This is a genomic window from Acinetobacter sp. YZS-X1-1 (assembly GCF_000804305.1).
Taxonomy (GTDB): domain Bacteria; phylum Pseudomonadota; class Gammaproteobacteria; order Pseudomonadales; family Moraxellaceae; genus Acinetobacter; species Acinetobacter variabilis.
Genome location: NZ_JWHB01000006.1, coordinates 38,069 through 59,002 on the forward strand (window position 1 = coordinate 38,069; position 20,934 = coordinate 59,002).

19 protein-coding genes and 1 other RNA gene are annotated in these 20,934 nt (G+C 42.5%); 15 read left to right on the top strand and 5 right to left on the bottom strand.

Going from position 1 to position 20,934, the window contains the following annotated elements:
- Positions 1 to 21 precede the first annotated feature (21 nt).
- Together RJ01_RS05545 and RJ01_RS05550 are read right to left on the bottom strand one after the other, a co-directional pair.
- Entirely contained in the window at positions 22 to 909 is an 888-nt protein-coding gene (locus tag RJ01_RS05545) for a bile acid:sodium symporter family protein (protein WP_034170309.1), read from the bottom strand.
- A gap of 212 nt (positions 910 to 1,121) precedes the next feature.
- Complete coding sequence (locus tag RJ01_RS05550) at positions 1,122 to 1,493, bottom strand: hypothetical protein (RefSeq protein WP_034170310.1); 372 nt, start codon at positions 1,491 to 1,493, stop codon at positions 1,122 to 1,124.
- Positions 1,494 to 1,742: 249 nt separating this feature from the next.
- Between RJ01_RS05550 and mnmG the strand changes: the two genes are divergently transcribed.
- Complete coding sequence (gene mnmG, locus RJ01_RS05555) at positions 1,743 to 3,623, top strand: tRNA uridine-5-carboxymethylaminomethyl(34) synthesis enzyme MnmG (RefSeq protein WP_034170374.1); 1,881 nt, start codon at positions 1,743 to 1,745, stop codon at positions 3,621 to 3,623.
- A gap of 184 nt (positions 3,624 to 3,807) precedes the next feature.
- Positions 3,808 to 4,134: a hypothetical protein gene (locus tag RJ01_RS05560; protein ID WP_034170311.1), complete on the top strand. Its 327-nt coding sequence runs from the start codon at positions 3,808 to 3,810 to the stop codon at positions 4,132 to 4,134.
- Positions 4,135 to 4,196: 62 nt separating this feature from the next.
- Here RJ01_RS05560 and glnG read toward each other — a convergent pair whose 3' ends face one another.
- The gene (gene glnG, locus RJ01_RS05565; protein ID WP_034170312.1) at positions 4,197 to 5,672 is read right to left on the bottom strand and encodes a nitrogen regulation protein NR(I); all 1,476 of its coding nucleotides are present in this window, start codon (positions 5,670 to 5,672) and stop codon (positions 4,197 to 4,199) included.
- Entirely contained in the window at positions 5,659 to 6,768 is a 1,110-nt protein-coding gene (glnL, locus tag RJ01_RS05570) for a nitrogen regulation protein NR(II) (RefSeq protein WP_034170313.1), read from the bottom strand. Before glnL ends, glnG begins: the two co-directional genes overlap by 14 nt.
- 350 nt (positions 6,769 to 7,118) lie before the next feature.
- Between glnL and rimO the strand changes: the two genes are divergently transcribed.
- The 12 genes from rimO (at position 7,119) to lpxA (ending at position 19,518) form a co-directional block, all read left to right on the top strand.
- Positions 7,119 to 8,462, top strand: a complete 1,344-nt coding sequence (rimO, locus tag RJ01_RS05575; protein ID WP_004786172.1) for a 30S ribosomal protein S12 methylthiotransferase RimO — start codon at positions 7,119 to 7,121, stop codon at positions 8,460 to 8,462.
- Positions 8,463 to 8,508: 46 nt separating this feature from the next.
- A complete protein-coding gene (pyrH, locus tag RJ01_RS05580; protein WP_004786170.1) occupies positions 8,509 to 9,237 on the top strand; it encodes a UMP kinase in 729 nt (242 codons plus the stop codon).
- 79 nt (positions 9,238 to 9,316) lie between these two features.
- On the top strand, positions 9,317 to 9,871 hold the full coding sequence (frr, locus tag RJ01_RS05585; RefSeq protein ID WP_005235283.1) for a ribosome recycling factor: 555 nt from the start codon (positions 9,317 to 9,319) through the stop codon (positions 9,869 to 9,871).
- 7 nt (positions 9,872 to 9,878) lie between these two features.
- Positions 9,879 to 10,631 (top strand): polyprenyl diphosphate synthase, encoded by a 753-nt coding sequence (gene uppS, locus RJ01_RS05590; RefSeq protein WP_034170314.1) that lies wholly within the window; start codon positions 9,879 to 9,881, stop codon positions 10,629 to 10,631.
- A 5-nt stretch (positions 10,632 to 10,636) separates the two neighbouring features.
- Positions 10,637 to 11,461 carry a phosphatidate cytidylyltransferase gene (locus RJ01_RS05595; protein ID WP_034170315.1) on the top strand — a complete coding sequence of 275 codons (825 nt, stop codon included), beginning with the start codon at positions 10,637 to 10,639 and terminating at the stop codon, positions 11,459 to 11,461.
- Positions 11,462 to 12,658: a 1-deoxy-D-xylulose-5-phosphate reductoisomerase gene (ispC, locus tag RJ01_RS05600; RefSeq protein ID WP_034170316.1), complete on the top strand. Its 1,197-nt coding sequence runs from the start codon at positions 11,462 to 11,464 to the stop codon at positions 12,656 to 12,658.
- Positions 12,659 to 12,661: 3 nt separating this feature from the next.
- On the top strand, positions 12,662 to 14,017 hold the full coding sequence (rseP, locus tag RJ01_RS05605; protein ID WP_034170317.1) for an RIP metalloprotease RseP: 1,356 nt from the start codon (positions 12,662 to 12,664) through the stop codon (positions 14,015 to 14,017).
- Positions 14,018 to 14,100: 83 nt separating this feature from the next.
- Positions 14,101 to 16,596, top strand: coding sequence for an outer membrane protein assembly factor BamA (gene bamA / locus RJ01_RS05610; RefSeq protein WP_376738166.1), 2,496 nt, complete (start codon positions 14,101 to 14,103; stop codon positions 16,594 to 16,596).
- A gap of 80 nt (positions 16,597 to 16,676) precedes the next feature.
- Complete coding sequence (locus tag RJ01_RS05615) at positions 16,677 to 17,168, top strand: OmpH family outer membrane protein (RefSeq protein WP_034170375.1); 492 nt, start codon at positions 16,677 to 16,679, stop codon at positions 17,166 to 17,168.
- Positions 17,169 to 17,171: 3 nt separating this feature from the next.
- Positions 17,172 to 18,242, top strand: a complete 1,071-nt coding sequence (gene lpxD, locus RJ01_RS05620; protein WP_034170319.1) for a UDP-3-O-(3-hydroxymyristoyl)glucosamine N-acyltransferase — start codon at positions 17,172 to 17,174, stop codon at positions 18,240 to 18,242.
- A gap of 5 nt (positions 18,243 to 18,247) precedes the next feature.
- The gene (fabZ, locus tag RJ01_RS05625) at positions 18,248 to 18,733 is read left to right on the top strand and encodes a 3-hydroxyacyl-ACP dehydratase FabZ (RefSeq protein WP_171064833.1); all 486 of its coding nucleotides are present in this window, start codon (positions 18,248 to 18,250) and stop codon (positions 18,731 to 18,733) included.
- A complete protein-coding gene (gene lpxA, locus RJ01_RS05630) occupies positions 18,730 to 19,518 on the top strand; it encodes an acyl-ACP--UDP-N-acetylglucosamine O-acyltransferase (RefSeq protein ID WP_005235299.1) in 789 nt (262 codons plus the stop codon). Before fabZ ends, lpxA begins: the two co-directional genes overlap by 4 nt.
- A 70-nt stretch (positions 19,519 to 19,588) precedes the next feature.
- Here the strand turns inward: lpxA and RJ01_RS05635 are convergent, their stop codons facing one another.
- On the bottom strand, positions 19,589 to 20,392 hold the full coding sequence (locus RJ01_RS05635) for a YbgF trimerization domain-containing protein (protein ID WP_005235301.1): 804 nt from the start codon (positions 20,390 to 20,392) through the stop codon (positions 19,589 to 19,591).
- A gap of 296 nt (positions 20,393 to 20,688) precedes the next feature.
- Between RJ01_RS05635 and ffs the strand changes: the two genes are divergently transcribed.
- Positions 20,689 to 20,785: signal recognition particle sRNA small type (gene ffs, locus RJ01_RS15770), an RNA gene on the top strand.
- Positions 20,786 to 20,934 lie beyond the last annotated feature (149 nt).

A 20,934-nucleotide genomic window follows, 5' to 3' on the forward strand; every position in this document is an offset into this window, starting at 1 on the left:
GCAGGCATTTGACTTAGGAAGTTACAAATCTGATAAACGACTCTTGCCACTATAGCTAAGCTTTTGCTGACTAATCATAAAACCAAAAATACCGGCAAAAACGTACATGACAATTGAATAAATACCCGCGGGGATGGCAATGGTGACATTATTGAGGACAGAAATCGCAATCGTCATGGATACAGTTGTGTTGTGAATGCCGACTTCAAAGGTACAGGCGCGTGCCATCTTGTCTGGGATATCCATTAATAAAGGCAGGCAATAACCGAGAAACAGGCTGGAAAAACATAATATAGAGGTAGCAATCCCGATACTGGCAAAATATTCGATGATGTTAAAGCGCTCTTGGAAAATGGCATAGATCAAGAGCATGCTTAGAAAAACGATAGATAGCAGCCGCATTGGCATATGTACAATATCTGAAAGCTTTGGAAATTTTGCCCGAATTAGCATGCCGATCACAACCGGAATCAGCGTAATCAGAAAAACCTGAGCCATTTTTTCAAGCGGTAAGCCGATGCCGGTATCCTGTCCTATAAAATAGTACAGGGACAGGTTCATAATAAAAGGTAAGGTAAAAATAGAAATAATCGTATTGATGGCGGTTAACGTGATATTAAGCGCAACATCACCTTTATAAAGATAACTCAGTAGATTGGCAGTAGCTCCTCCTGGAGAGGCAGCCAGCAGCATCATGCCTACAGCAAGCAATGGCGGCAGATCAAGTACCAGACAGATTAAAAAGGTTAAACCGGTTAAAATCACCAGTTGTGAGAATAAGACAATAAAAATAACCTTAGGATAACGACTAACATGTAGAAAATCCTTGATTGTTAACTGTAGCCCTAACCCCATCATCGTAATTGCCAAAGTAATCGGCAAAAACAAGCTAAAAAACCCCGAATCCATGAAGTTTCCTTTTTATTATTCATTTTTTAGGTATGTTTTGAGTTTAGCGTAGATGAATAAATAAGCAATATAAAAACGGGTAAAATTTATGCATTTTACCCGTTAAGTTTATGATTAAAAATATATTTAATCAGCTATATAGTGATTTACATCCCTGATTGAGATGGGATTTGAGGCTGAGTTTGCATTTGCGGTTGAGACTGCATATCTTATTACATCCGTGGCTGAGGCTGCATTTGTGACTGTGGACGTGGAGGGGTAAAGCCTAATGCACATTTACCATTGATCTGAGTGCCATTAATGGTTGCAGAAGTTTCGCCGCCTGAACTACAAGATGTATAAAGTTCGGGTTCATCGCCTTTGATATTGGTTGATGATGAAGGGAAGAACTGTTGCTGACAGGTACCATTCCAGATAATGCCGCGGTAAGCAAAACTTACAGGAGCACCCTCTGATTTACCTTTACAAACTTGCTGGTATTTTTGGGCATTATAAACCTTTTCGACTTTGTCATTTGCTGAGGCTGCAAATGGAGCGAAACATAGACCGCAGAGCGCTGTTGCTAGGAAAATATTCTTATTCATCATGTATACCTTTGTTTGTAATGTGACCACTTTATAGATTAAAAACTAATCAATATTAAACAATATGAGTCAGGTAACTTTTTGAGTTTAGATGTTTAATTTATATAGTAAGTCTGCAAAGTTTAATTACATTGCTTTATTGGCTAGCAGGGCAAATTCTGAAGGATAAATTCAAGTGATTTTGTCAACTTTGGAAGGAAGTTTGCTATAATGTTCAGCTATCCTTTTTCTATCTCTCTATTTACCACTATGCACTATCCTAAAGTATACGATGTCATTGTTATCGGTGGCGGTCACGCAGGTACGGAAGCAGCATTGGCTGCAGCACGTATGGGTCGACAGACATTACTCTTAACTCATAACATTGAGACTTTAGGGCAGATGAGCTGTAACCCGGCCATTGGCGGGATCGGTAAATCACATTTAGTGCGTGAAATTGATGCCTTGGGCGGTGCGATGGCGCTGGCTGCCGATAAAGGCGGTATTCAATTTCGTATTCTGAATTCACGTAAAGGTGCAGCAGTACGTGCGACTCGTGCGCAGGCTGACCGTGTTCGTTATAAAGCGGCGATTCGTGAGACTTTAGAAAATCAAGCGAACCTGGATATCTTCCAGCAAGCAGCAGATGACCTGATTGTTGAAGGCGATACCGTGAAAGGTGTCGTGACCCAAATGGGTATTCGCTTTGATGCGAAAACTGTGGTGCTGACTGCGGGTACATTCTTAGGCGGTGTGATTCACATCGGTTTAAACAATGCTTCAGGTGGTCGTGCTGGTGATCCGCCGTCAATCTCTCTGGCGCACCGTTTACGTGAATTGAACTTGCCTGTGGGTCGTTTAAAAACGGGGACACCACCACGTATTGATGCGCGTTCAGTTGATTTCTCTGTCATGACACCGCAACCGGGTGATTTCCCGTCTCCAACCATGTCATTTATGGGTGATGTGTCTATGCACCCTGAACAGGTGAATTGCTACATCACTCATACCAATGAACGTACTCATGAGATCATTCGCGGCGGTTTAGACCGTTCACCAATGTACACTGGTGTGATTGAGGGTGTAGGTCCACGTTATTGCCCATCGATTGAAGATAAAATTCATAAATTCGCGGATAAAGACTCACACCAAGTATTCCTTGAGCCTGAAGGCCTGGATACACATGAGCTTTATCCAAACGGTATTTCAACTTCTTTACCATTTGATGTGCAGTTTGAACTGGTACGCTCAATCCGTGGTATGGAAAATGCACATATTCTTCGTCCGGGTTATGCGATTGAATACGATTACTTTAACCCGCAAGCGTTGAAATTCACTTTGGAAACCAAAGCGATCAATAATCTGTACTTTGCTGGTCAGATCAACGGTACAACAGGTTATGAAGAAGCGGGTGCTCAAGGTTTGCTTGCAGGTCTGAACGCGGCACGTCGCGCATGGGATCAGGAGCAATGGACACCAAAACGTGATGAAGCATACATGGGTGTACTGGTTGATGACCTGATTACTTTAGGTACTAAAGAACCGTACCGTATGTTCACATCACGTGCGGAATACCGGTTGATGCTGCGTGAAGACAATGCTGATCAACGTTTAACATCAATCGGTCGTGAAATGGGCTTAGTTGATGACGAACGTTGGGCAGCTTACTGTGAAAAAATGGAAGCTGTAGAGAAAGAAACAGGTCGTTTGCAACATCTTTGGGCTGCACCAAACAACCCAATGGGTAAAAAATTCGTTGAGATGACAGGTGCGGATCTTTCTAAAGAATGTTCTGCGATTGATTTGCTGAAACGTCCAAACATTACCTTTGCTCAAATTGCTGAATTGACTGGTTCTGAAGTTTCACCACAAGTCGGTGATCAAATTGAAATTGCGGTGAAATACGAAGGTTATATCAACCGTCAGCATCAAGACGTTGCGCAAATGAAACGTCTGGAAGAAACTCGTATTCCTGCTGATTTTGATTACGATGTTGTTTCTGGTCTTTCTCGTGAAATTACCTTGAAGCTGAAAGATATTCGTCCTGAAACACTTGCTCAGGCAAGCCGCATTCCAGGTGTAACACCAGCAGCGGTTCAACTGGTGATGATCACCATCCGTAAGAATGCTCAAGCGAAAAAATCTGCTTAAGATCATGAAGTAATAGAAAACCCGCTAAGTGCGGGTTTTTTATTGTGGAATAGAACTGTTGTTTTAAAATCTACCTCTCCCTGATCCTCCCCTAAAAGGAGAGGGAAAGATCTGTTTATAATAATTAGATTTTATATTCAATCGTTTGTTAAAATAATGAAGGTCCTAATTTTAGATATTAAAGATGCCATATCAACTTGTAGAACTCGACATCCAAGCCACCGATCATATTGCCTGTCCACATTGCCATCAAGAGATTATTAACTGGCAAGAAGAACAGTATGTTCAACCGTGTGAACATACCTTATTTATTGCCATGGATATCGGCTTTGAATACATTACCGATGAATTTGAGCAAACTATGCGAAAGACAGTGGATGAGCTGCATGCCAATGATGACATCGTCAACATGTTCGAAGAAATCACCACAAGTACTTATCCGAATTATCTAATTTTAAAATCGGATCTAGGCGCGGCGGGTTATTCACGATATATCGGTTTAACAGTGTAAGAATCTCATTACCATATATAAGTAATAAAAAAGCACCCAAGGGTGCTTTTTTAATTTCAGGCCTAGCCTTCGACTTCTTCTACTTCATCGTCATCCGCACTGTCCATGCCGAGCTCTTTCAGCTTGCGGGTGAGGGTATTACGTCCCCAACCTAAAAGCTCCGCAGCATGACGCTTACGACCACGAGTTTGTTGTAGTGCAGCATTAATTAGTGTGCGTTCAAACATTGGTGTAGCCACATCTAACAGCTTCATTTCGCCGTTTTTCAGTTTCTGGATTGCCCATTGACCTAATAATTCATCCCAGTGATGCGGTGCAATTTGATTCAGGTTGGGAATTGGAGTGCCCGGATCCTGCTGCTGAATTGGAATCTGTTTTAATTCAGGCGGCAGATCTTCTGGATAAACTTCACGGCCTGTGATCATAACAGTCAGCCAGCGACAAGTATTTTCAAGCTGACGCACATTACCTTGCCAAGGCAGCTTCTGCATATATTCCTGAGTTTCAGGACGCAAGATTTTAGGATTTACACCCAGTTCTTTACCTGCACGCGCCAGGAAGTGCTGTGCCAGCATCGGAATATCTTCAGAGCGATGCGCCAGTTTAGGAATATGAATACGAATCACGTTTAGACGGTGATATAAGTCTTCACGGAAGCGACCATCATGTACCAGCTTTTCTAGATCCTGATGCGTTGCTGCCACAATACGTACATCAACTTTAACTGGAATGTGACCACCAACGCGATAGAATTCACCATCAGCTAGGACACGTAACAAACGCGTTTGTGTTTCAAAAGGCATGTCGCCAATTTCATCCAGGAACAGCGTACCGCCGTTGGCCTGTTCAAAACGGCCTTGACGTTGCGTATTTGCACCGGTAAAAGCGCCTTTTTCATGACCAAACAATTCAGTCTCAATCAGGTCTTTTGGAATTGCAGCCATGTTCAGTGCAATAAATGGTTTATTACTACGTGGTGAATGGCGGTGTAGGGCATGCGCGACCAGTTCTTTACCTGTACCCGATTCACCATTAATCAGCACGGTAATATGTGATTGAGACAAACGACCAATCGCACGGAACACTTCCTGCATCGCAGGCGATTCACCAATGATCTCAGTTGACTGAATCGTTGGTGCAGATTTAGCAGATTCTTGCTGCTGTAATTTGGTGATATGCAAAATCGCACGATTAACCAGTGCCAATGCTTCATCAATATCAAATGGCTTTGGCAGGTATTCAAAAGCACCCGTTTGATAACTGGATACCGCTGATTCCAGATCTGAATGCGCCGTCATAATAATAACAGGCAGATCGGGGTTGGTATTTTTCACCTTGCCTAAAAAGGTTAGACCATCGATCCCTGGCATACGGATATCGGTTAGGATCACATCAGGTGCATCTACGCCCAATTGATCAAGTGCTGACTGAGCTTCTTCAAAACTGGTAACGTCGAAACCTTCTTCTTTAAATGTTTTTTCTAGTACCCAACGCATGGCACGATCGTCATCAATCACCCATATTTTATTTCGCGACATGATCTGACTCCCAAGGTAAAAATAAGCTAAATACGGTTTTTCCTGGAACTGACTGGCATTCAATCATTCCGTTATGTTGATGCATAATATTTTGAGCAATGCTGAGACCTAGTCCGGTACCTTTGGCACGGCTGGTCACCAGCGGGTAGAACACGGCTTCGATAATATCGTCTGGAACACCCGGACCATTATCTTCAATGTCAATTCGAACCACAGATCGGTGAATTACACCACTAATGGTATAAAGACGCTGAATCCGGGTTCTTAAAATAAGTTCCGGTTGATGCTCGATAAAGAAGTCTTTATTTTCTGTCATGGCCTGAACGGCATTCACGCAGATATTTAGCATGACCTGAATGAGCTGATCGCGATCTGCCAGAACTTCCGGCAGGGACAGGTCATAGTCCCGGGTAATTTTAATTTTCTTTTTAGTCTGATTTACAATCAGTGAACGGACACGTTCTAAAGGCTCATGCACATTGACCATTTCATAGCTTGGTAACTGACGTGAACCGAGCATGCTATCTGCCAGATTTCTCAGGCGATCCACTTCACTAATAATAATGTCAGTGAACTCTTTATATTTCGGATCTTCAAGGCTACGTGCCAGAAGCTGGGTTGCACCACGAATGCCACCAAGTGGATTTTTGATTTCATGTGCCACGCCACGAATCAACTGACGCGCGACCTGGTGTTGCTGGATATAGTTTTCTTCACGTGAGATTTTCAGCATACGGTCACGCTGATTCAGCTCGATCAACAATAAAGGATGATTTGGCTTGCCCGCATTGAGCAGGGAAACCGTATAGTCCACATGAATGTCTTTAAAGTTAACGATGATTGTCGCCTCACGGCGAGTATAAGGTTGGCCAGTATGCAGGGTGTTATAGAGAGATTCTTCAGTATTGAATTCATCTGTTGGCGCTTGCAGTATATTTAATACCGGCGTGCCTGATGCGCGTAACAGGCTGACATCAAACATGGCCTCGCAGGCTGTATTTAAGTAATAAATATTCAGATGACTATCAACCAGCATAATGGCAGTGGTCAGGTTGTCCACCAAAAGGCGATAGTCGATGGAAAGAGGCTGATCCATTAGCGGTGGTTTTCCTGTATTAAAATGGCGCAATGGCATCTTCATAAAGCAAAATAACAATTTCAAAGTTCAGATTTGAGGCAAAATAAGCAAGATGCACGCCAACTTTAGAACTCTTGTTAAAATTTTGCTGAAAAATGCACGAAATCTGACAGGGATGCCCAATCAAACTCAGGTATAACGGATTAAATTGAGGCTGTAAACCTAAAATGATTCATTTTGGTGCATAAGCTTTTATATTGAATATTTTATGGCGTTATTTTAGTGCGTGATGCAAAGAGTGGCCATTTCAACTATTTTTATGATGCGAAAAGACATACAATACGCGCATTCTAGTGGAGCGCAGATTCATGAAGTCCCCCAAAGTCGGTTTTGTATCTTTAGGTTGTCCTAAGGCATTGGTAGATTCTGAACGAATTTTAACTCAGTTAAAGACTGAAGGTTATGATGTCGCATCGGATTATGACGGTGCTGATTTAGTAGTAGTAAATACCTGTGGTTTTATTGAATCTGCAGTACAAGAGTCTTTAGATGCCATCGGTGAAGCGATGAGCGCGAATGGTCGTGTAATCGTAACAGGTTGTCTAGGAAAAGACGAAGATAAAATTCGCCAAATGCACCCGAACGTCCTGAAAGTGACAGGTGCAGCGGCCTATGAAGAAGTGATGGATGCGGTACATGAATATGTTCCTGAGCCGCCAAAACACAATCCATTTATTGATTTAGTTCCTGAGCAAGGCATTCGTCTTACTCCGAAACACTATGCGTACTTGAAAATATCAGAAGGCTGTAACCACCGTTGTACCTTCTGCATCATTCCAAGTATGCGTGGTGATCTGGTTTCCCGTCCAGTTGGTTCTGTGCTTGAAGAAGCTGCAGCACTGAAACGTTCAGGTGTCAAAGAAGTACTCGTGATCTCCCAAGATACTTCTGCTTATGGTGTCGACACCAAATACAAACTGGACTTCTGGAACGGCCAGCCAGTTAAAACCAAATTCTATGACATGTGTGAAGCATTGGGTCAATTGGGCATCTGGGTGCGTCTGCACTATGTCTATCCATATCCACACGTAGATGCCGTGATCGATTTGATGGCTCAAGGCAAAATCCTGCCTTATCTGGATATTCCATTCCAGCATGCCAGCCCAAGAATCCTGAAACTGATGAAACGTCCAGCGCACAGTGAAAATACACTGGAGCGTTTAAAAGTATGGCGTGAGAAATGTCCTGACCTAGTCATCCGTTCTACATTTGTGGTGGGTTTCCCGGGCGAAACGGAAGAAGATTTCCAGATGCTTCTGGACTGGCTGAAAGAAGCACAGCTAGATCGTGTGGGCTGTTTTACTTATTCACCAGTTGAAGGTGCGACAGCGAATGATCTTCCAGACCATGTGCCGGAAGAGATCAAGCAAGAACGTTATGAACGTTTCATGCAGGTTCAGCAGGAAATTTCAGCAGCGAAGCTACAAAAACGTATTGGTCAGAAAATGACTGTGCTAGTCGATGACCTGGAAGAAGAATTCCCGGTTGCTGTAGCGCGCTCATATGCGGATGCGCCTGAAATTGATGGTAATGTTTTTGTTGAAGATATCGACAAAAGTGTGATTAAGGCAGGGGATTTGCTTGAAGTCGAAATCACTGATGCAGATGAATATGATTTATTTGCCAAGCTGATCTCAATCAAGTCTGCTTAAGATTTTGAATTAAAAGAATTTAGATTAAATAATTTGGAGTTTGATGATGTTGGATTCTAAAAAGCCACGATTTGGTCGCATCCTGCTAAAGCTATCTGGTGAAGCACTGGCAGGAAACAAGGACATGGGTATCGATGCACAAGTGCTTGATCAGATGTCACTTTCTATTGCGCATCTCGTGGGTTTGGGTGTACAAGTCGGTATCGTGGTGGGCGGCGGTAACCTGTACCGTGGTAGCCAGTTGCAAAAAGACGGTCTTGTTGGTCGTGTAACCGGTGACCAGATGGGTATGTTGGCGACTGTCATGAACGGTCTGGCATTACGTGATGCTTTGGTACGCCGTAATATCAAAACCCGTTTGATGTCTGCATTACCGATTGGTGCAGTGGTCGAATCTTATTCTAGCCGTGATGCGATTCGTCATCTGACTCAAGGTGAAGTGTGCGTATTTGTTGCGGGTACAGGTAATCCGTTCTTTACTACGGATACAGCAGCTTGTTTGCGTGGTATCGAGATTGAATCTGACCTGATCCTGAAAGCTACTAAGGTTGATGGCGTTTACAACAAAGATCCAAGCAAATACGAAGATGCCGTGAAATACGATACCTTGACATTTGATCAGGTGCTGGACGAGAAGTTGGGCGTCATGGATTTAACTGCGATCTGCTTATGTCGTGACCACAATGTGCCACTTCAAGTATTTGACATGAACAAATCTGGCGCATTGCTTTCAGTTGTGATGGGTGAAAAAGAAGGAACTCACGTCACCAATTAATGACGTGAGCTACAAAGCCCTTTATACTACCTCCTAATTTAGTAAATACATCTTTTAAGAATTAAGTAAGGAAGATCATATGATTAACGATCTTAAAAAAGACGCAGAAGAGCGTATGAACAAGTCTCTTGACTCGTTAGAACATGGTTTCGCAAAAGTTCGTACTGGACGTGCGCATCCATCAATTTTGAACGGTGTCATGGTTCCTTACTACGGCTCTGATGTGCCATTGAACCAGGTTGCCAACGTAGGTGTGGAAGATTCACGTACATTGCTGGTTCAACCATTTGAACGTTCAATGGTTGCTGCGATTGATAAGGCGATCCGTGAGTCTGATCTTGGTTTGAACCCGATTACTGCTGACGCGATCCGTGTACCAATGGCAGCGTTGACTGAAGAAACTCGTCGTGACATGCAGAAAGTTGCACGAAACGAAGCTGAAAATGCCAAAGTTGCGATTCGTAACATCCGTCGTGATGTATTGGGTGACATCAAAGCATTGTTGAAAGAAAAAGAAATTTCTGAAGATGATGAACGTCGTGCATCTGACGAAATTCAGAAAATCACAGACAAATTTGTTGCTGAAGTTGACAAGCGCTTGGCTGCGAAAGAAGCTGAATTGATGAAGGTTTAATTCATCAATGACCGCTTCTGAAGAAAATTCCCGTCTTCCAAAACATGTTGCCATCATCATGGATGGCAACAATCGTTTTACCAAAAAAAATCAGATGCAGAAAGGCGACGGACACCGTGAAGGAAAAACGGTTCTAGACCCGATTGTGGAACATTGTAGAAAAAGAAATATCCAGGCTTTAACGGTCTTTGCATTCTCTAGCGAAAACTGGAACCGTCCCCAATATGAGGTCGACCTGCTCATGAAGTTGTTGGAAGACACGATTCATGAACAGTTGCCACGTATGCAAAAATTTAATATTGCTTTACGTTTTATTGGTGATCGGTCGCGTTTATCTCCTGAACTGCAAGCATTGATGTTGCAAGCAGAACAAATGACTGCTAATTTCGATAGTATGACGCTTACCATTGCAATCAGCTATGGTGGAATGTGGGACATGGCACAAGCTGCGAAGCAGATTGCTGCGGATGTTTTAATAAATAAATTAGATCTTGAAGCAATTGATACTGATGTGTTCGGTCAATATGTCAGTTTGAGTGACTTGCCGCCTGTTGATCTGCTGATTCGTACCGGTGGAGATTTCCGCCTGTCCAATTTCCTGCTCTGGCAGGCAGCATATGCAGAGCTGTATTTTACTGAGACCTTATGGCCAGAATTTACCGTAGAGGAATTCGATGACGCACTTGCTGTATTTGGCGGGCGCGAACGTCGTTTTGGTAAAACATCAGAGCAGATTCTTCAAGAAAGACTTGAGAATTAATACACATGTTTGAGCGGATTATAACCGCATTGGTGCTGGTTGCAGTCGTACTGAGCTGTATGTTTGCGACCAAATCACAATATCCAATGTTCGCATTGATGGTTGTGGCTGCCGGGGTGGCAGGCTATGAGTGGTTTAAACTCATGCCGCGAAAATGTAAAAATGTTATCAAGCCAGTGGCGTGGGGCTATGGTCTACTGACTGCAGCCTTATCTGCACTGGCTTTATACTATTGGGATGTAGCCTTATTATTATGGTCGGCATCTATTCTGACCTGGTTGCTGAGTATCTACTGGGTTAAAACCTATCCTGATTATGATGGCTGGTACAATGTCAGCTTGCATGGCATTGGGATTGTACTGGTTTCTGCTGCTGTTACGGCAATCTTCTCGGTTTGGCTAAACTCCCCGTGGTGGTTGATGTACCTGTTCCTGCTGGTTTGGGGTGCAGACAGTGGTGCTTACTTTGTTGGACGCAAGTTCGGCAAGAAAAAACTCGCACCAAATGTCAGCCCAAACAAGTCGGTAGAAGGCCTATATGGCGGTATTCTTACCTCCATGCTCATCGTGGTTGCCGTCGCTTCACTTTATCTGGATATGACCTGGCCAGAGCTATGTCTGTTCCTGATTCTTTCTATTATTACCGTATTTAGTTCAGTGCTAGGTGACCTGTTTGAATCCATGATCAAGCGTCGTGCTGGAATCAAAGATTCGGGCCGTATTTTGCCGGGTCATGGTGGTGTACTAGATCGTATTGATTCTTTGCTTGCTGCAGCTCCTATCTTTGCAACAGGCATATATGTTTTAAAACTTATTGGCGTAGATTTATAAATGTCACAAGCTGTTTGTATACTGGGTGCTACAGGTTCAATTGGTCAAAGTACTTTAAAAATTTTGCAGCAACATCCTGAAGCTTACTCGGTTTTCGCTGTGACAGCGCAAAGTCGTATTACTGAGCTGGCAGAAATCTGTCAGCAGTACCGTCCTAAAGTGGCTGTAGTGCCTGCAAATAAAGTTGATGAGCTTTCTCACCTGCTACAAGTGCAGGGCTTATCAGATATCGAAATTCTTCAGGACGAAGCAGGCTTAATTTCAGTTGTAGAGCATGCGGATGTTGATATTGTGATGGCGGCAATTGTCGGGGCGGCGGGCCTGCTTCCTACATTGGCTGCAGTCAAAGCGGGTAAGCGTGTCCTATTGGCCAATAAAGAAGCCTTGGTCATGTCCGGCGACATCATGATGCAAGCTGCGCGAGATTATGGTGCATTATTATTGCCAGTCGACTCTGAACATAATGCGATTTTCCAGTGCCTGCCTCAAAACTACTTTGATGCCGAACGTAATGGTCAACCTAAGCTCGGTGTTCATCAGATTTTACTGACTGCTTCTGGCGGTCCATTCCTGAATCATTCTCTTGAACAATTGCATGATGTGACGCCTGCTCAAGCCTGCAAACATCCAAACTGGTCAATGGGGCAAAAGATTTCTGTAGATTCAGCTACTTTAATGAATAAAGGGCTGGAACTTATCGAAGCGTGTCATTTGTTTGCAGTTCAAGAACAATTTGTTACAGTTATTGTGCATCCACAGAGTATTATTCATTCCATGGTGCAATATGTGGACGGGTCGACATTGGCACAAATGGGTAACCCGGATATGGGCACGCCAATTGCACATGCTTTGGCATGGCCACAACGGATTAGTACCCATATCCCGGCTCTGGATTTGTTTAAGCATTCACAGCTGAATTTCCAGGAACCGGATGGGGTGCGTTTTCCGGCACTGAAATTAGCACGTCAAGCCATGAAGAGTGGTGGAATTGCGCCTACAATTTTGAATGCGGCCAATGAAATTGCAGTTGCTGCATTTTTAAATCAGCAAATCAGATTTACCCAAATTCCTCAGGTGGTTGAAACTGTCCTGAATCAGATGGACAATCAACCAGCACACGATCTGGATACTATCCTGCATGCAGATCACACAGCACGAGGTTTATCACAGCAATATGTTGTGAATAAAGGAAGTTAAGACATGAACGCCTTGTTTATTATTGCAGCCGCAATCCTATTACTCGGTCCCTTAATTGCGATTCACGAGTTTGGTCACTACATTGTGGCACGTAAACTGGGCGTTAAAGTACTGGTCTATTCCATTGGTTTTGGGCCAACCCTCCTAAAATGGACTTCTAAAAAATCCGGTATCCAATATCAGCTTTCAGCTTTGCCTTTGGGTGGCTATGTCAAAATGCTGGACGAGCGTGAAGGCAGTGTGGCAGAAGAAGACTTGCCTAAAGCCTTTAACCGTCAGCATCCCTGGAAACGTATTGCCATCGTTGCTGCGGGTCCTCTCATTAACCTGCTTTTAGCCGTTGTCCTGTTTTGGGTGCTTTTTTTACCGGCACAAGAACAGCTGAATACTCGTGTAGGCAAGGTTTTACCAAACACACCAGCAGCCGCTGTACAGATGCAGCCGGGCGACAAGATTGTCGCTATAGATGGTGCGCAAGTCGAAACTTGGGAAAAACTGAGTTATGCTTTGGTGGATCGTGTGGGTGAAACTGGTGTGGTCTCGATTCAGGCAGACCGTGCGGGTGAAAATAAGATATTCCAGTTACCAATTCAAGACTTTCTTAAAGATCAAAGTCAGTCACCCCTTGATACACTAGGTTTCTTGCCATATCGTCCGGAAATTCCGGCTGTGGTGAGCAAACTGAGTGAAGATGGGGCAGCCATTCGTCAGGGTCTTAAAGAAGGTGACAAGATTCTGGCCATTGATGGTGTACAGATGAAAGACTGGTTCGATGTGGTACAGGTTGTACAGGCATCACCAGAAAAATTACTTAAGATAGATGTATTACGTGGTAATCAGGTCGTGCATCTTCAGGTCATGCCGCAAGGCAAACGTGACAATATGGGGAATGTAACCGGTATGCTCGGAGTTCAAAGTGATCCGGGCAAGGTGACAATTCCTGCTGAATATAAACAGACGATTCACTATACGCCTGTTGAGGCGATGGTGATGGCCTTTGACAAGACAGCACATCTGTCTTCAATGATTTTGAACTCGATCGTCAAAATGGTACGTGGTCTGATTGGTCTGGATAATCTTTCTGGCCCGATTACCATTGCCAAAGTGGCGGGACAAAGCGCGGAAATGGGTTGGGAAACTTTTATTTCCTTTATGGCGCTAATGAGTGTAAGTTTAGGGATATTAAACTTATTGCCAATCCCAATGCTTGATGGCGGACATCTGGTTTATTATTTTATCGAATTAATTCGTGGTAAACCTGTTTCTGAACAAATACAATTGGTTGGATTAAAAATTGGTATGGTACTGCTCGGCAGTATGATGCTTTTGGCATTATTTAATGACTTTATGCGTTTATAATAACGTAAATGGAATAATTAACAGCGGAAAAGACTGGCATGCAGCACACACATTTATTTATGCCTTTGGCACTCGTTAGTGCAATGGCAGTAGCACAACAAGTATATGCGGCAGAAGACTTCATTGTACAAGATATAAAATTTGATGGATTGGTACGTTTAACTCCAGAAAATGTGTACGGCTTGGTGCCAATCAACAGTGGTGACCGGGTGAATGATCCGATCATTGCCAATGCGATTCGTAGCTTGTATGCATCAGGACTATTTGATGACATTAAAGCCGTTCAGCAGGGTAATACCTTGGTATTCCAGGTGGTAGAACGTCCGGTAATTTCAAAAATCGAGCTGAAAGGCAATAAGCTGATTCCGAAGGAAGCACTGGAAGAAGGCCTGAAAAAAATGGGTCTGGCTGAAGGTGAGGTGCTGAAGAAATCTGCACTGCAAACAGTCGAAACCGAGCTGGAACAGCAATATATGCAGCAAGGTCGTTATGATGCCGATATTACGGTAACAACGACCCCTCGACCAAACAACCGCGTTGAAGTGCTGATCGATTTTGTTGAAGGTAAAGCTGCTAAAGTTTTTGATATCAATATCATCGGTAATACTGTTTTTAAAGAATCAGATATCAAACAGGCATTCGCTGTTAAAGAAAGTGGCTGGAGCTCGGTCATTTCGCGTAATGACCGTTATGCACGTGAAAAAATGGCTGCGAGCCTAGAAGCCTTACGTGCGATGTATCTGAACCGTGGTTACATCAACTTCAATATTACCAATTCAAGTCTGAACCTGAGTGAAGATAAAAAGAATGTCTTTATTGAAGTTTCAGTCAATGAAGGCGAACAGTTTAAGTTTGGACAAACCAAATTCCTGGGCGATGCGCTTTATAAACCTGAAGAGCTACAAGCTTTGCAGTTGTATAAAGAAGGCGACACCTACTCTCAGGAACGAGTGAATGCGGTTAAACAGTTATTGTTACGTAAATATGGTAATGCTGGCTATTATTATGCTGAAGTAAATGTTGTACCTCAAATTAATAACGAAACTAAACAGGTTGACCTGAACTACTATATTAATCCGGGTCAACAAGTAACTGTGCGTCGGATCAACTTCACAGGTAATTCTAAAACTGCCGATGAGGTATTGCGTCGTGAAATGCGCCAGATGGAAAGTGCGCTGGCAAGCAATGAGAAGATTGACCTGTCTAAAGTACGTTTAGAGCGTACTGGTTTCTTCAAAACAGTTGATATCAAACCTGTTCGTATTCCAGGATCACCAGATCAGATTGATTTGAATGTGGCAGTTGAAGAGCAGCATTCGGGTACAAGTACTCTAGCTGTTGGTTTCTCTCAAAGTGGTGGTGTAACGTTCCAGGCTGGATTAAGTCAGACTAACTTCCTGGGTACAGGGAACAGCGTTTCGATTGATCTGTCACGTTCTGAAACTCAAGATTATTATAACTTGAGCGTGATGGACCCGTACTTCACCATTGATGGTGTACGTCGCGGCTATAATATGTACTACCGTAAAACCAAGCTGAATGATGATTATAACGTCAACAACTATGTGACAGACAGTTTTGGTGGCGGGATTAACTTTGGTTATCCAATTGATGAAAACCAGAGTGTAAGCTTAGGTCTGAACATTGATCAAACTGAAGTGACTACAGGTCCATATGTATCGACTTATGTACGGGATTATTTATTAGCTAATGGTGGTAAAAGTACTAGAGATGGTGCCTACTGTCCAAAAGACAGCGCTGGTAACTCACAATTAACTGTACCTATTTATGGACAAGATGGTACTACAGTAATTGGTTATGACTGCGCAGTGCCACAAATTACTTATGGAAATGAATTTAAAGGCGATTTCTTGACTTATAACCTGAATCTGGGTTGGTCTTACAATACCTTAAACCGTCCAATGTTCCCGACTACTGGGATGTCACACCGTGTCAATGCAGAAATTGCCTTGCCGGGTAGTGATGTGGAATATCAAAAAGTCACTTATGATGCGCAAGCTTTCTTCCCATTAGGCAAAGATTTTGTTCTGCGTGGATATGGTAAGTTGGGCTATGGTAATGATTTGCCATTCTATAAGAATTTCTACGCTGGTGGTTATGGTTCAGTCCGTGGTTATGAAAACAGTACCTTAGGCCCTAAATATCCAGGTGTAACTTATAATGAATCACGAGAACAAGACTTTGGTCCAGAAGAAGTGGGTGGTAATGCCTTAGTTCAGTTTGGTACAGAATTAGTGCTTCCTGTGCCATTTAAAGGAGATTGGGCACGTCAGGTTCGCCCGGTACTTTTTGCAGAGGGAGCACAAGTTTTTGATACTCAGTGTAATGTGCCTCGCGGAAATTTATATCTCAATCCACAAAATACTGATGTAAATGCGAAGCAATACTGTAAAGATAACTTTGGTTTCGATGCAGGCAATATGCGTTATAGCGTAGGTGCTGGTTTCACCTGGATTACCATGATTGGTCCATTATCACTGAGCTATGCATACCCGTTGAATGATAAAGACGGTGATGAAACTCAAAATGTTCAGTTCGAAATTGGACGTACTTTCTAAGAATACTTTGATCTTAAATACAAATTTTGCTCATGAAGCCATCAGGTTTTGTGAGCAAAATCTTTTGAATGGGTAAAAACATGAAAAAAATGATGATGGCAATGGGTATTGCTTTAGCGGGTTTAACTTCATTGTCACATGCAGATGATTATGGGATCGTTGATCTGGAAAAAGTAGTACAAAACAGTACTTATTTAAAGCAGCAAAATGCCACTCTGGAAAATGAAATCAAGTCGCAAACTGCACAAATTGCACAGTTGCAAAAAGATCTTGCTGCAATCAAGCAAAAAGGTCAGGCTGCAAAAACACAGGCAGAACGTGAAAAAATAGCCAAAGAATTTGAAGGCAAAGCGACTCAGCTGGCAGGTGTGCAGCAACAGGTACAGGCAACTGTGCAAACGCGCATGCAAAGTGTAAATAAGGCTTTTGAAGGAAATTTGAAGCGTGCTGCTGAACAATTGCGCCAAGAAAACAAGCTAGGTGTGGTTTTAAATAAAAATTCCGTACTTGCTTATGACGCGAAGTATGATTTAACTGATAAAATGATTCAAAAGGTTAATGCAATTAAATAATCGATGAATCATCAAAAACTTCAGTTAGCTGACCTCGCTCGTCTTGTCCAAGGTGAGTATGTAGGTCAGGCGGATTTATGTTTGAGAGGTTTGGCAAGTCTTGAAAATGCAACCTCTCATGACCTTGCATTTGTCAATGCAGATAAATATCTGGAACAGGCAGCTCAGAGTAAGGCAGGTGCTTTAATTGTGACTGCTGAATTAAAAGAGCAGCTAACTTCCCAGCAGAACTTCATTGTCGTGGCCAACCCTTATCTGGCTTTTGCAATTCTGACTCACGTTTTTGAGAAAAAGCATACGACTCAGGGAATTGAAAGTACCGCACAAATTCATCCATCTGCCATCATTGCTGACAATGCCTATATTGGTCACTATGCAATCATTGGTGAGAATTGTGTGGTAGGTGAAAATACCATTATCCAGTCACACGTTCAGATCGACGACCAGGTTGAAATTGGTCGGGACTGTTTTATTGATGCCCATGTGACTTTAACAGGTGCTACAAAAATCGGTAATCGTGTTCGTATCCATGCCAATACCGTGATTGGTAGTGAAGGTTTTGGTTTCGCACCTTATCAAGGGAAATGGCATCGGATTGCCCAGTTGGGTTCAGTCCGTGTTGCAGATGATGTCCGGATCGGCTCAAACTGTAGTATTGACCGGGGTGCACTGGATGACACAATTCTGGAACAAGGTGTCATTATTGATAATCTTGTGCAAATCGCCCATAACGTCAAGATTGGTGAAAATACTGCGATTGCAGCCAAATGCGGGATTGCCGGTAGTACCACGATTGGCAAAAACTGTATTCTCGCGGGGGCCTGTGGGGTAGCAGGACACCTACATATCACCGATAATGTGACCTTGACAGGAATGTCAATGGTGACAAATAACATTACTGAAGAAGGTACTTATTCTTCAGGCATGGGATTGTTGCCAAATCAGCAATGGAAACGCACAGTGGTTCGCTTAAGACAATTAGCAGATGTGCCATTGACCCAGTTGGTAAAACGATTGGATCATATGCAATCTCAAATTGAGTCCATTGAATCAACATTTAAGTTGCGTAAATAATTATGATGACAGAGTCGAATTTGCCTACATTCACGAAGCCTGAATTGCCAATGAATATTCAAAAGATTCGTGAATATTTGCCCCATCGCTATCCATTTCTGCTGGTAGATCGCGTTGTCGATATTACCGAAAATGGCATTGTTGGTTATAAAAACGTCTCAATTAATGAAGAGTTTCTGCAAGGCCATTTTCCGAACTATCCAATCATGCCAGGCGTATTGATTGTCGAGGCATTAGCACAGATCTCAGGTATCCTTGGTTTTGTCATGAATAATGAAACTCCAAAAGAAGGTTCATTATTCCTTTTTGCTGGCGCTGAAAAGGTTCGATTTAAAAAACAAGTGGTTGCTGGCGACCAATTAGTACTTAAATCTGAATTAGTGATGCAAAAACGTGGCATTTATAAATATAATTGTATTGCCACAGTAGATGGCATTGTCGCAACAACCGCGGAAATTATGGTTTCCCATCTGAAAGTCGAGCAGGCATGAGCAATAATCCCCTAATTCATCCAACTGCCATCATTGACGCATCTGCAGTAATTGCTGCAGATGTACAGATTGGCCCTTATTGTATTATTGGGCCAAATGTCACGATTGGTGCTGGTACCAAACTGCATTCACATGTCGTGGTAGGTGGTTTCACACGTATTGGTGAACATAATGAAATTTTTCAGTTCGCCAGTGTTGGTGAAGTCTGCCAAGATCTGAAATATGCAGGTGAGGAAACCTGGCTGGAAATTGGTGATTATAATAAGATTCGTGAACACTGCAGTCTGCACCGTGGTACGGTTCAGGACAAAGGTATTACCAAGATTGGCAGTCATAACCTGTTAATGGTAAATACGCATATTGCACATGACTGTATGGTTGGTGATCATAACATTTTTGCAAATAATGTCGGTGTGGCGGGTCACGTACACGTAGGCGATTATGTCGTGATTGGTGGTAACTCAGGTATTCACCAGTTCTGTAAAATTGACTCTTACAGCATGATTGGTGGTGCTTCACTGATTCTGAAAGATGTTCCTGCCTATGTGATGGTATCGGGTAACCCGGCCCATGCATTTGCCATGAATATTGAAGGCATGCGTCGTAAAGGCTGGTCAAAAGACGTGATTAATGGTTTACGTGAATCCTTTAAGCTGATTTATAAATCTGGCTTAACGACTCAGGAAGCTATTGAGAAAATCCGTAACGAGATTCTTCCAGAAGTTTCTGAAGCCCAACGTCTGATTGATTCACTTGAACAATCAAAGCGTGGCATTGTGCGTTAAGTTATAGAAGTGAAGTTGGAATTAAAAAAGACACCTGCATGGTGTCTTTTTTATTTTGAGGCTTTATATTTTACTTAAGAAATTTAACTTCTTCAGCTTTCGGATAGTTCTTGAGTAGTTTCGCTTTATATTGCGAAGCAAGAGTAGCATTCTTTTCTACATCCTTACTAATATTATAAAGCTGATAAACGGCAGTAGAGGCTTTTGCAGAATTCGGATAGCGGTCAACCACAATCAGATAATTCTTCTTTGCTTCATTAAAATTCGGTGGATCAATGGACAGGTTGAATTCGGCTAACCAGAAGTGAGCATTGCTGATATAGACGCTATTTGGGTTATTCTTGATGAAATTCTGCATGGGCGCAATGGCTTTAGCTGCACCACCATTTTTATAGGCATCCAGTGCAATAGTATAAGCCGCTTTTTCCTGCTCACTCGACTGTTGCGTTGTGGATGCCTGATTAGTCGCTACTGGAGCATTAGAGCTTAAACTGGGAGAAATATCCTGTTGGTTATCCTCCGCGGGAGTATCTTCAGCAGGTTCAATTTTTTGCTGCAACAGTTCAAGACGTTGATCCAGATCGGCATAGCGGTTGGTTAATTCGCTTTTTAATCTCTCGATCTCATTTTCTTGTTCTTCGATTTTTCCACGTAAACTGCGTAGATCATTTTCAAGCTGCTGGTTTTTTTGCATGAGCTGCCAACTGGTATTGGTCTGAGGTGCATCTGCACCTGTAGCAATGGCAGATTGAGAGCTGATATTATTTGATTGAGCACCTTGGCTGAGTCCACGTGATTCGATAGGAATCGCAGCAAAAAGAGAGGTTGTACAGAGTGCAGTGAGGGCACACAATACCTGTTTCTTAAACATCATATAAGTTCCATGATTTTTGGCGAGATTATGTATCCGCAGCTCATTTATTCTAAAAGAGATAACCCGTTTAATAGCTTCACATTTAAAACGGCATTTTTAGAAATTGCAACAAGGTTTTACAAAGATCATGTGAATTTCGATATTCATGAATTAATTGTGAAGAATATTAAAAAACCAGCATCTTGGGGCATATTGTTTTTAAAATAATCAAACGGATAGCTTATGCCGAAAATTTGAAATACAGCCCTTGCAACTTCAGTAAAAATCTCTATACTCTGTTTCTGTAATGGTAGCCCTGCCGGTTACTTCGCAATTGTACTCTATGAACCCCGCCAGGACCGGAAGGTAGCAACGGTAGTAGATCTATGATGTGCCGGAGCTTTGCTGGTAGGGTTGCCACCAGATTTATAATTATAAAATTTCTCTATTCTCTCTTTATTTTTAAATCTTAATCTTCATTATTTTCCCTTTCTTTAATGTTTACTTTTAAATTTCTATCTAATGCCACTTCCTTGGATACTTGAATTGTTTGGAACATTAAA